At 68.0% G+C, this 11,861-nt stretch carries 8 protein-coding genes; 5 read left to right on the top strand and 3 right to left on the bottom strand.

Annotation, left to right across the window (positions count from 1 at the left end):
• Positions 1 to 6 precede the first annotated feature (6 nt).
• Positions 7 to 489, bottom strand: a complete 483-nt coding sequence (locus A5788_RS13590; RefSeq protein ID WP_049699792.1) for a gamma-glutamylcyclotransferase — start codon at positions 487 to 489, stop codon at positions 7 to 9.
• A gap of 166 nt (positions 490 to 655) precedes the next feature.
• On the opposite strand from A5788_RS13590, the gene A5788_RS13585 reads away from it, so the two are divergent.
• The 5 genes from A5788_RS13585 to A5788_RS13565 all read left to right on the top strand — a co-directional run bounded on the left by A5788_RS13585 (position 656) and on the right by A5788_RS13565 (position 6,330).
• The gene (locus A5788_RS13585; RefSeq protein WP_064868722.1) at positions 656 to 2,059 is read left to right on the top strand and encodes an NAD(P)H-quinone dehydrogenase; all 1,404 of its coding nucleotides are present in this window, start codon (positions 656 to 658) and stop codon (positions 2,057 to 2,059) included.
• A 119-nt stretch (positions 2,060 to 2,178) separates the two neighbouring features.
• The gene (locus tag A5788_RS13580) at positions 2,179 to 3,573 is read left to right on the top strand and encodes a hypothetical protein (RefSeq protein WP_064868725.1); all 1,395 of its coding nucleotides are present in this window, start codon (positions 2,179 to 2,181) and stop codon (positions 3,571 to 3,573) included.
• The gene (locus tag A5788_RS13575; RefSeq protein ID WP_064868728.1) at positions 3,570 to 4,016 is read left to right on the top strand and encodes a hypothetical protein; all 447 of its coding nucleotides are present in this window, start codon (positions 3,570 to 3,572) and stop codon (positions 4,014 to 4,016) included. The genes A5788_RS13580 and A5788_RS13575 overlap by 4 nt, the downstream gene beginning before the upstream one ends.
• Positions 4,017 to 4,079: 63 nt before the next feature.
• On the top strand, positions 4,080 to 5,822 hold the full coding sequence (locus A5788_RS13570; protein WP_064868731.1) for a glycerol-3-phosphate dehydrogenase/oxidase: 1,743 nt from the start codon (positions 4,080 to 4,082) through the stop codon (positions 5,820 to 5,822).
• A gap of 85 nt (positions 5,823 to 5,907) precedes the next feature.
• A complete protein-coding gene (locus A5788_RS13565) occupies positions 5,908 to 6,330 on the top strand; it encodes a pyridoxamine 5'-phosphate oxidase family protein (RefSeq protein ID WP_064868734.1) in 423 nt (140 codons plus the stop codon).
• A 47-nt stretch (positions 6,331 to 6,377) separates the two neighbouring features.
• Here the strand turns inward: A5788_RS13565 and A5788_RS13560 are convergent, their stop codons facing one another.
• Positions 6,378 to 7,190, bottom strand: a complete 813-nt coding sequence (locus tag A5788_RS13560) for a DNA-formamidopyrimidine glycosylase family protein (protein WP_064868737.1) — start codon at positions 7,188 to 7,190, stop codon at positions 6,378 to 6,380.
• The gene (locus tag A5788_RS13555; protein ID WP_064868803.1) at positions 7,183 to 11,850 is read right to left on the bottom strand and encodes an ATP-dependent helicase; all 4,668 of its coding nucleotides are present in this window, start codon (positions 11,848 to 11,850) and stop codon (positions 7,183 to 7,185) included. The genes A5788_RS13560 and A5788_RS13555 overlap by 8 nt, the downstream gene beginning before the upstream one ends.
• Between the last annotated feature and the right edge of the window lie 11 nt (positions 11,851 to 11,861).

The raw sequence follows: 11,861 nt of genomic DNA, 5'->3' as shown, positions 1-11,861 counted from the left end.
GGCCTCTCAGGAATCGATCGGGCCGGGTCCCGGTCCGACGTTGCGCGCTTCGCGCAACCTGATGTCCTGTACGTAATCGGCTGGGGCGCCTGCGCTTTCGGCCGCGTCGGCCATCACGCCGAGGTAGCGTGCCGACGGGAGTCCGCCTTCGAAGGCGTCCATCACGTAGAGCCACGCGAGCACGGGTCCGTCGGCGGTGTCGACGCGGGCGCGGATCTTGCGGTGGATGCCGAGTTCTGAGCCCTCCCAACGGTCGAGGGTTGCCTCGTCCTCGTCGGGGACGTCGTAGAGGACGACGAAGACCTGGGCCTCGGGGTCGTCGCGGTCCTCGGTGACTGTCGCGAGCGAACCCTCCCAGCCGATGTCGGCGCCGGCAAAGGTGAGTCGCCAACCGCGCAGCCAGCCGGTCCCCGACATCGGGGAGTGCGGTGCGCGCTCGGTCATCTGGTCCGGACTCATGTTGGACCCGTACGCGGCATATATCGGCACGTCGGGAAACTCTAGATGGTCGCGGCCCGTCACGAAAGCGGACGGTGAGCGACGCGACTCGCCCCGTGACGGCGTGGACGCCCGGGTGGGACTAGGTTGGAGGTGTTGAGCGGCGCCTGTATGTGCCGTGCCCGATGGCCCCTCTCGCCGAACAGGAGTGTGCTCTGTGACCAGGATCGTGATCATCGGCGGTGGCCCCGCCGGATACGAGGCCGCGCTGGTCGCGGCAGCGTACGGCGCCGACGTGACCGTGATCGACTCCGACGGCATCGGCGGCGCGTGTGTGCTGTGGGACTGCGTGCCGTCGAAGACCTTCATTGCCTCGACCGGCATCCGAACCGAGGTTCGACGGGCCATCGACCTGGGCATCAACCTGCGTACCGACGACGCACTGGTCACCTTGCCGCAGATTCACCAGCGCGTCCGCGACCTCGCGTTCGCGCAGTCAGCCGATATCCGCGACCGGCTGCTCAGCGAGGGCGTGACACTCGTGTCCGGCTACGCATCACTGGAGGAGACGCACCCGGGGATCGCGTCGCATCGTGTCGTCGCCACGCTGCAGGATGGCACCACTGAGCACTACGACGGCGACGTCGTCCTGATCGCGACGGGCGCGTCGCCGCGGGTACTTCCCGACGCCAAACCGGATGGCGACCGCATCCTGACGTGGCGCCAGCTCTACGACCTCGAGAAGCTGCCGGAGCATCTCGTCGTCGTCGGCTCGGGTGTGACCGGTGCCGAGTTCGTGCACGCCTACACCGAACTCGGCGTGAAGGTGACGCTCGTCTCCAGCCGCGATCGCGTGCTGCCGGGCGAGGACGAAGACGCAGCGCTGGTCCTCGAGGATGCGCTGGCCGAGCGCGGCGTCGAATTGGTCAAACATGCGCGTGCCGACAAGGTGGAACGCACCGGCGACTCCGTGACCGTGTACCTCGCCGACGGCCGCACGGTGACCGGATCGCACGTGCTGATGACCGTCGGTTCGGTCCCCAACACGAAGGACACCGGTCTCGATCGGGCGGGAGTCGCGACCGACAAGGGCGGCTACATCACCGTCGACCGGGTGTCGCGCACCTCTGTGCCGGGAATCTACGCGGCGGGCGACTGCACCGGATTGTTCCCGCTCGCCTCCGTCGCCGCCATGCAGGGGCGCATCGCGATGTACCACTCGCTCGGCGAGGGCGTGAGCCCGATCAAGCTGAAAACCGTTGCCTCCGCGATCTTCACGCGTCCGGAGATCGCCACCGTCGGTGTCTCGCAGCAGGCGATCGACGCAGGCGAGTACCCGGCGCGCACCGTGATGCTGCCGCTCTCCACCAACCCGCGCGCCAAGATGAGCGGTCTGCGGAGAGGTTTCGTCAAGATCTTCTGCCGCCCCGCGACCGGTGTCGTGATCGGTGGCGTGGTGGTCGCACCGACGGCGTCGGAGTTGATCCTTCCCATCGCGTTGGCCGTGCAGAACAAGCTGACCGTCGGCGATCTCGCCCAGACCCTCTCGGTCTATCCCTCGCTGTCGGGTTCGATCACCGAGGCCGCTCGGCAGCTCGTGCGGCACGACGACCTCGACTGAGTCGCTCGCCGCGGTCCGGAGTTAGTGCACAGGCGTGAGGATCCCCGGTCGGACGCGTCGATGTCGCGGTACTCTTCGACTTCGGCGAGATCGAGCGACTACTGACGGGGGAGGTCCGCGTGCCGGGTCAGTCTTTCTCGCATTCCCCCGATGCGTCGGCGGAGGTCAGTGCCACCGGCTCTCGGAACGCGTATCTGCTCACGCCCGGGGGTTCTCACGCGACGAGCGACGGGCGTACCCCGTGGGCGTCGATGAGTGTTTCCGAGATCCTGGCGAAGATCGAGAGCATTACCGACAGCTCAGCCAGTGGTGATGCGAAAGCGATTCAAGCCGCGCTCGACGCCGTGAGCAAGGTTGTGGAGAGTCTGACGAGCGCCTTCGGGGACGACACGATGCTCGGGCGTGCCGCCGAGGGCAGCAGCGCGGCGGGTGCGGGCGTCGGCAACGTCATCACCACGGCAGCCGAGTCCGTGCGGCCGGCGATCGACGCGCTCGCACAAGCCCGCAGCGTTCTCGCCAACACCTCGCAGCAGGCCGGTGCCGTCAGGCATGCGGCCGCGCAGATCCGCGCGCATCCCGAGGACGCGTCGACGCTGCGCGCGCAGGTCGTGTCGCTGATGGAGGGCGTGTATACAAACCCGATGATCAGCGTCCAGACGTGGCTGCCGGAACTTCCGGCCGCGTCGTCGGATCAGATCACCGGCAGCGACTCGGGTCAGGGTGTGGCCGCGGGTACGGGCGTGGATTCGGGGCGCGGGCAGTCGGGCAACATCGCTGATTCCGATCTGAATGGCTCTGCCGGACCGGGGGCGGGTGGCGGCGCGACGACCTCGTCACCGACACCGTCGACTGCGTCACCCGGTGCCGGTCGCGCCGGCCCCGGCGCACCCTCGAGCGCCGCGGGCACGTCGGCCGCTGGCACGGGCGACGCCGATGCCGACCGGCTCACTCGGGGCGGCCTCGGCAACGCCGACTCCTCAGCGGACACCACGGCGGCCTCACCGGCGAACGGTGTCGGCGCACGCGGTGCGGCGGACTCCGGGCGATCGGACTCGCTCGGCGCAGGTCGCGGCGGATCGTCGGGTCTCGGTACGGGTCAGGGCATCGGCGTCGGTTCGGGAAGTGCGCTTGCACCCTCCCTCGGCGCGTCGCGACCGCCGGGGATGGCGGCCGCGCCGTCGACGCCCGCAACGTCGGCGACTCCGAGCGCGGGACCCGCAATGCGGACCGGTCCCACCTCCGCGATGCCGCCGGGGTCGGCCGGCGGTGCGCGTGACCGCGGCGACGACAAACACCAGTCGGCCCGCTACCTCAACACCCGTGAGCACGGCGAGGAGATCGTCGGAGACCTCCCGCTCGTCGGTCCTCCGGTGATCGGCGACTGGACGCCACAGTCGATGCCGCCGCTCGATCCCGCTGCCGATACCACTGCTGCCGAACCGAAGGTCGATGCACAGCGATCCGACGCGCGCTCGGGCGCCGAGTCCTCTCGTGAGCGGGGCGGGGGCCGATGACCCCGCACGCCGCGCCCGGTCGGATCGACAGGCTGTCGGCAGACGTCCGCGGTCTCGCCGACCGCATTGCCGACGACGTTGTCGACGATGCTCTTGCCCGGCTGGCTGTCGTCGTCGTCGATGTCACCGACATCGGTGGGGTCGAATCGGTACTCGACGCGATGACCCAGTGGCAGGCCACTCGTCGGGTGTCGATGGACACCCGCAAGCGACTCGACGCCGCGTTGATGCAGCGCGATATCGACGGTCTCGCCGCACACCGTGTCGGCGACGTGTTCACGCAACGTGTCCATTTCCGTGCCGCCCGCGGATTGACTTGTCTGGCAATAGTTTTCGACCCGGACATTGCCGCTCGACGTCGAATACGTGAAGCGGTGTACGAGGCGTCGGTGGCACTGGGCGGCAGCGCGGGTGTCGTCGGCGTGCTGGTCGAGTTCACCTGATCGGGTGCCCACGCGCCGGATCAATGACGGGTGAACCCTCGAGGTGTCGATTAGTCTCGGCTCATGGAGACGGAGTTCAATCCGGACCGACCTGCCGACCTCGGGCCGCTCTACCGCGAGCAGGCGTGGCGTCGGTTGGGTACCGAACAGTTCGACATCGTCGTCATCGGCGGTGGTGTCGTCGGAGTCGGAGCCGCTCTCGACGCCGCGACGCGGGGACTGCGGGTCGCGCTCGTCGAGGCGCGTGACATTGCCTCGGGTACGTCGAGTCGGTCGTCGAAGATGTTTCACGGCGGACTGCGCTACCTCGAACAACTCGAGTTCGGATTGGTGCGCGAGGCGCTCCACGAACGTGAACTCTCGCTCAGCCTCTTGGCCCCACACCTGGTCAAGCCGTTGCCGTTCCTCTACCCGCTCACGCATCGCGTCTGGGAACGCCCGTACGTCGCCGCGGGAATCTTCCTCTACGACACGATGGGCGGCGCCAAATCGGTACCGGGCCAAAAGCACGTCACCCGGTCGGGCGCGCTCCGCGTGGCGCCCGCGTTGAAGCGCGATTCGTTGATCGGCGGCATCCGCTACTACGACACCGTCGTCGACGACGCCCGGCACAGTCTCACCGTCGCGCGCACGGCCGCAAACTACGGTGCGGTGATCCGCACCTCGACTCAGGTGGTCGGATTTCTGCGCGATGCCGACCGCATCATGGGCGTGCGCGTCCGCGATACCGAGAACGGTGAGACAGCCGAGATCAAGGCGCACTGCGTGATCAATGCGGCAGGCGTGTGGACCGACGAGGTGCGCGCACTGTCCAAGCAACGTGGGCGGTTCAAGGTGCGGGCGTCCAAGGGCGTACACATCGTGGTGCCGCGCGATCGGATCGTGAGCGAGACGGCGATCATTCTGCGCACCGCGTCGTCGGTGTTGTTTGTGATCCCGTGGGAGACGCACTGGATCATCGGGACGACCGACACCGACTGGCACCTCGACCTCGCACACCCCGCTGCGACCCGCGCCGACATCGACTACCTCCTCGAACGCGTCAACGAGGTGCTGGTGACGCCTCTGCGTCACGACGACATCGAAGGCGTCTACGCCGGCCTGCGCCCACTTCTCGCGGGCGAGGACGAGGCGACGTCGAAGCTCTCCCGCGAGCACGCGGTGGCCGAGGTCGCACCGGGACTCATCTCGATCGCCGGGGGCAAGTACACGACGTATCGCGTAATGGCCGCCGACGCCGTCGATGCCTGCGTCGACTTCATCCCGACACGCGTTGCACCGTCGATCACCGAGCGTGTCCCGCTCATCGGTGCGGACGGCTACTTCGCGCTGATCAACCAGTGTGAGTCGCTCGGCGAGAAGTACGGGCTGCATCCCTATCGTGTCCGCCGGCTGCTCAACCGGTACGGATCGCTGATCGACGACGTGCTGTTCTACGCCGCGGACGATCCGTCGCTGTTGCGTCCACTCGAGGCCGCGCCGCAGTATCTGCGCGTAGAGATCGTGTACGCGGCCGTCGACGAGGCAGCGTTGCACCTCGAGGACATCCTGGCGCGCAGAACCAGGATCTCGATCGAGTACGCACATCGCGGTGTGGACTGCGCCCAGGAGGTCGCCGACCTCGTCGCGCCGGTTCTCGGCTGGAGTCCCGAGAAGGTCGCTTTCGAGGTTGAGACCTACCAGGCGCGGGTCGCCGCGGAGATCGCCTCACAACAGCAACCCGACGACGAGTCGGCCGACGCACTACGCGCCGCCGCACCGGAGTCGCGGGTGGACATCCTCGAACCCGTGCCGGTTCCGGACTGATCGCGCATTTTCCTTTCAGGACCAAATGCCCTTCGCTCGGTAACCTCGGCGGCGTGACAATGAAAATATGAGCAGAGGAGACGCCATGGTGCACAATCCCATTCACGAGCTTCCCGTCGACGAGGCATGGGCGCTGCTCGCCAGCTCCGACGTCGGAAGGATCGCGTTGAGCGTCGGGGGACAGCCCGACATCTTTCCCATCAACTACTTCGCCGGAGACGGCCGCGTGTTGATGCGAACAGCGGAGGGCACCAAGCTCGCCGAACTCGCCGTCAACGGCAAGGTGGCCTTCGAGGCCGATGCCTACAACGACGACGGTGGGTGGAGTGTCGTGGTCAAGGGGTCGGCGCGAATCCTGAGCACCGGTGCCGAGATCGCCAAGGCCGACGAGGCCCCGCTGCGGCCATTGATCCCGACGCTGAAGTACAACTACATCGAGATCGTCCCCGACGAGGTCAGCGCCCGCCGCTTCGAGTTCGGCCCGGAGCCGGAGCGGTATCCGGTCTGAGCGTCGTCGCCACGTCGGCTCGGACGTCGTAGTCGCCTGTCTGACGTTTAGGTCTGGCAGCGAGGGCAGTAGTACACGACCCGATCCTCCCTGGTCGAGTCCGGCCGATCACGCCAGAACTCGCGGGCGATGAGCGTTCCGCATCGTCGGCACGGTTGGCCGATTCGTCCGTACACCCAGGTGCGCGCATTGTGTCCGGTGCGACCGGTTGTGGTGCGCGCCGTGCGAAGCCTATTGGCCCACAACATTCTTCGACACAGGTCGACGAGCGGCGGCACGTCGACGTCGGCGACGAGTCGGTCGGGTCGGATGCCCCGAAGAAAGCATGCCTCACACCGGTACACGTTGCCGACGCCTGCCATGAGCCGTTGCTCGAGGAGCGCCTCGCCGATCTTCGCGTCCGGGTGTGCCTCGATGTTGGCGACGGCGCGCGCGGCGTCGAAGTCGTCGGAGAGAAGGTCGGGTCCGAGGTAGTCGAGGTCGGCGGCCGCACGAGGGAGCAGCTCAAGAATCCCGAGTTCGAATCCGACGGCCTCGTAGCCGTTGGCCTGCAATACGATTCGCGCCTGGAAGGCGGGTTTGCGCCATCTGGTGCCGACGCGATGGACGTGCCACACGCCCTCCATCTTCAGATGGCTGTGGATGCTGACGCCGTCGGGCGCCGACGTCGCGGTCCCCAGTGCCGGCACCACGTCGATGAGAAGGTGTTTGCCTCGGGAGCGAACCGCGGCGACGTGTCCGCCCCGCAGGTCGGTGGTGGCCAGCGACGGGATGCGAAAGTCGGTGCGCTCCAACGTGGTCTGGTCGAATGCGCGACGGAGACGGTCGGCTGCCTGGTAGACGGTATCGCCCTCAGGCATGTTGTCCGTATCGCATTCGGAGGCCACGGGGCGTGGTCGCGAAACCTGCGCCGACGAAGACCTGCTGCAGTTCGGAGCGCAGCGCGGTGACGCCGTCGATCGAGTCGATGGTCAGGCGGGCGACACGTCCGGCCCGCACGACGTCGGCGAGCGCCGCCGCCATGGTCTCCAGTGCGGGGACGTCGTCGCTGAAGGTCAACACGGTCTTCCCGCCGCGCTCGACGAACGCCAAGAGTTCGCCCTCCACCAGACATACGAGGGCGCCCGGTTTGCGCCCCGGTCGGTGCCCGCCTGCGCCGGGCGCCGTCTCGGGCCAGGGGAGTGCTGCCCCATACGGATTGGCCGGGTCGGTGGCGGCCAGGACCGTCGCGGTGTTCGGAGCTCGATGACTGCCCGGCGCACTGTCGGTCAGTGCGTGGCGGCGTAATTGGTCGACGGTGGAGGTGCCCGCGAACTGTGCGCCGCCGAGGCCGTCGACGTAGTAACCCCGTCGCACCTGGCCGCTGTCTTCGAAGATGTTGAGTGCCTTGTAGATTCGTGCGAAACCTCCGACGACGTCCTCCGCCGTCACGCTGCCCTTGGTGACAACCCCGTAGCGGGCGAGTAATTGGTCGCACAGGGCTTGCGTCGCGACGGTTGTCTCGAGTAGCGCACCCGGCGTTGCGAACCAACGGCCGGTTGCCGTGGAGGGCGTCGCGGCGCCGCCTGTCTGGGAGAGGAGATGCCGCGTGCTCAGCCGTCCGGGCCGCAGGCGCGGGGCCTGGCCGCGCGATCGGTGTGACGGCATTGCCCGACTCGACGACGAGGTACGACGAGGAGTCTGCAACGCACGGACCGGTGCAAAGGTGTCGTTGCTGACGTGGCCGGCCCAGACGAGGTCCCACAGGGCGTCCTCGACCTGCTGGCGCGTCGTGGTGGCGCCCGGCGATGATGCGCTCTGAGTCGAGGCGTCGTCGAGTAGCTGGGCAAAACGCAGTCCGCCGCCGGTGCCGAAGGTCTCGAGAAGGCGGGTGTGGATCTCGGTGGTGTCGATCTCGACCTCGGTCGGTACGAACAGCGGTGCGAGGTCGGCGGGGAAGAAGCTGATCCAGCCGTCGGTCGAGCCGATCCGGCCGTGCCCCGCCCACATGAAGTCGCCGCTGGAGAGGAGTTCATCGAGCATGGCGGGCCGATAGTCGCTGATCCTGCTCGGCAAGATCAGCGACTCCCACGCCGACGCCGGAAGCTGATGGCCCGCCAGTTGGTCGAGCACTGCCGCGAGTCCGTCGACGCCGGTGAGTCTTTCGTCGTCGGCGACGTGCTGCCAGGCTCCGAGGAATCGGGCGAAGGTCGGTCCGTCGACAGGCGCGACATCGGCGCGGCTTGCCGCGAGCGAGCCACGTCGGATCTGCCCGAGGACGTCGCTGTGACACCACTGCGTGGTCCATGCGGGGCTGCCGTCGGGATTGTCGTCGGTGGCGGGTAAAAAGTCGCCTTCGACGACCTTGCGTTCGGCCGCCAGGCGAATCAGCGTGTCGCGCACCACCGCCGGTGCCATTCCGATCGACTCGGCGGCCTCGTCGACGGTGAACGGGCCATGGGTTCGTGCGTACCGATGAACTAGATCGCCGACGGGATCGGGGACCGACTCGGTAAACGCTGCCGGAACGCCCAGTGGCGCAGGAACTCCCAAAGCGTCGCGCAGGCGTGCGGTGTCTTCGACCGCCGCCCACAGCGGCACGCCGCGGATGCTCACCGAGATGATCGCGCCGCGTCGATGCAACTCGGTCAGCATGTCGAGCGCCGCAGGGCTGTCGTCGTCGCGTCGATACCGCAAGGCCACCTCTTCGGTGGTCAGAGGACCGAGCCACCGCAGTAGGTCGGCGATATCCTCGGCGTCGCGTGCCTTGCGGTGCTCATCGAGGCGTTGCAGCCGTGCGACCACGGCGGCGATGACGGCTGGATCGAGCAGTTCGCGCAGATCGACGCGCCCGAGGAGTTGCGCGAGGAGCGCGGTGTCGAGGGAGAGTGCCGCGGCACGACGCTCGGCAAGCGGGGCGTCGTCGTTGTACATGAATGCTCCGACGTAGCCGAACAGCAGCGATGCCGCGAACGGCGACGGTTCGGGCGTCTCGACCTCGATCAGTCGGATACGTCGCGAGCGGATGCGGGTGAGGAGGTCGGTGAGCGACGGAAGGTCGTACACGTCCTGTAGGCACTCGCGAACCGTCTCGAGGATGATCGGGAAGTCGGGGAATTGCGATGCGACGGAGAGCAATTGGGCGCTGCGTTGACGCTGCTGCCACAGCGGGGCCCGCCGGCCGGGGTCCCGGCGGGGGAGTAGCAGTGCTCTGGCCGCGCACTCCCGGAAGCGGGAGGCGAACATCGCCGAGTCGGCGAGTGCGTCGGTGACCATCTGTTCGATCTCGTCGGGATCGACGACGAAGACCGCGGAGCCCGGCGGTTCGTCGTCGGTGTCGGGGAGGCGCACGATGATGCCGTCGTCGGATGCGGTGACGGCGCCGTCGAGTCCGAGGGTGGCCTGTAGGCGGGCGGAGATCGCCGATGCCCACGGCGCGTGGACGCGTAAACCATAGGGGGAGTGCAGGATCAGGCGCCAGTCGCCGAGCTCGTCGCGGAACCGTTCGATGATCAGGGTGCGGTCGGTCGGTAGTTGTCCTGTCGCGTCGCGCTGCTCGGAGATGATCGACGCGAGGTTGTCGCGTGCGTATTCACTGAGTCCGAGTTCGGTTGCCTGACGGTCGAGTTCGGACTCGTCGGCGACGGAGCCGACGAATTTCCCGATGGCCGCGCCCAGTTCGGCCGGGCGGCCCTGTGCGTCGCCGATCCAGAACGGGAGGCGCCCGGGCTGACCGAACGCGGGTGAGACCAGCACGCGGTCGTGGGTGATGTCCTCGATCCGCCAACTCGTCGCGCCGAGCGCGAAGACGTCACCGACGCGCGACTCGTAGACCATCTCCTCGTCGAGTTCGCCCACGCGGCTGGACTTTTCGCCGACCATGAACACGCCGAAGAGTCCACGGTCGGGGATGGTGCCGCCGGAGGTGACCGCCAACCGCTGCGCACCACGGCGGCCGGTCAGCGTGCCCGCATCACGATCCCAGGTGACACGAGGACGCAGCTCGGCGAACTCGTCGGAGGGGAAGCGACCCGAGATGAGGTCGAGGGTCGCCTCGTAGATCGACCGGCTCAACTCCCGGTACGGCGCGGCGCGGCGGACGACGCCGTACCATTCGTCGACGTCGAGCACATCGAGAGCGGCCGCGGCGATCGTCTGTTGCGCAAGCACATCCAGTGGATTGCGCGGCACCTGCAGCTCTTCGATCGCGCCCGCACGCATCCGCGAGACGGCGACCGTGCAGCCGATCAGATCGGTGCGATGCTTGGGATACAGAACACCCTGACTGATCTCGCCGACCTGGTGGCCTGCGCGACCGATCCGCTGCAGCCCGCTGGCCACCGACGGTGGTGTCTCGACCTGGATCACCAGATCGACGGCGCCCATGTCGATGCCGAGCTCGAGTGAACTCGTCGCGACCACACAGCGTAGGCGGCCGCTCTTGAGGTCGTCTTCGATCTCGGCGCGCTGTTCCTTGGAAACAGAGCCGTGGTGCGCGCGGGCCAGGACGGTCGCTGCGCCGGTGGTGGCTCCCGACGCCATGACCATTGCTGGCGCGCCGCCGCCGGCGCGGTCGTTGCGTGGCGGTTCGCGGCCGGGCTCGGTGCGTTGCTCGTGGATCTCGTTGAGCCGCGCGGTCAGGCGCTCGGCGAGCCGTCGGGAATTGGCGAACACGATGGTCGTGCGATTGGTCTCGATGAGGTCGACGATCGACGCCTCGACGTAGGGCCAGAGCGAACCCGCCGTCGGGGAGAACGCGTCGTCGAGCTCGTCCGAGTCCGGTGCGTCGGGTGGCGGTGGGATGTTCGCCATGTCGGGTACCGGGACGTCGACGCGGAGGTCGAAGGTCTTCGACGCCTTCGGGCGCACGACGGTGCACGGGCGGGAGCCGGAAAGGAACTCGGCGACCAGCTCGGGTGGGCGCACCGTCGCCGAGAGTCCGATGCGCTGCGCCGGGGAGTCGAGGAGTTCGTCGAGGCGTTCGAGCGACAGCGCCAGGTGAGTGCCGCGTTTGGTCCCGGCGACGGCGTGCACCTCGTCGACGATCACGGTCTCGACCGTCGTGAGCGCTTCCCGTGCCGAAGAGGTCAGCATCAGGTAGAGCGATTCGGGCGTCGTGATGAGGATGTCGGGTGGGGTCTTGGCGAGGAGTCGACGCTGGGTGGCGGGGGTGTCGCCCGAGCGCACGCCGACGGTGATCGACGGTTCGGTGACACCGAGATCCTGCGAGGCGCGCGTGATGCCCGCCAGCGGCGCGCGCAGGTTGCGCTCGACGTCGACCGCCAGCGCTTTGAGTGGCGAGATGTAGAGGACGCGCGTGCCCTTGGACCGCTCGGGGCGGGCGGCGAGCGAATCGAGTGCCCAGAGGAACGCCGAGAGGGTCTTGCCCGAGCCGGTGGGCGCGATGACCAGGGTGTTCTCGCCGTCGGCGATGGCCTTCCACGCGCCCTGCTGGGCGGGGGTCGGCGCGGGAAAGGCGCCGCTGAACCACCGGCGCGTGGGGTCGGTGAAGCGGTTCAGGATGGAGGACGGGCCGGGCACGCCTCCATTGT

Source organism: Gordonia sp. 852002-50816_SCH5313054-c, from assembly GCF_001665925.1.
Taxonomy (GTDB): Bacteria; Actinomycetota; Actinomycetes; order Mycobacteriales; family Mycobacteriaceae; genus Gordonia; species Gordonia jacobaea.
The sequence above is the reverse complement of the archived record's forward strand: the minus strand, read 5'-3'. Positions and strand labels throughout refer to the sequence as shown.

Coding starts and splice junctions, on each gene's coding strand:
- A5788_RS13575 (WP_064868728.1), top strand. CDS start 3,570: ATGACCCCGCACGCCGCGCCCGGTCGGATCGACAGGCTGTCGGCAGAC.
- A5788_RS13570 (WP_064868731.1), top strand. CDS start 4,080: ATGGAGACGGAGTTCAATCCGGACCGACCTGCCGACCTCGGGCCGCTC.
- A5788_RS13565 (WP_064868734.1), top strand. CDS start 5,908: ATGGTGCACAATCCCATTCACGAGCTTCCCGTCGACGAGGCATGGGCG.
- A5788_RS13560 (WP_064868737.1), bottom strand. CDS start 7,190: ATGCCTGAGGGCGATACCGTCTACCAGGCAGCCGACCGTCTCCGTCGC.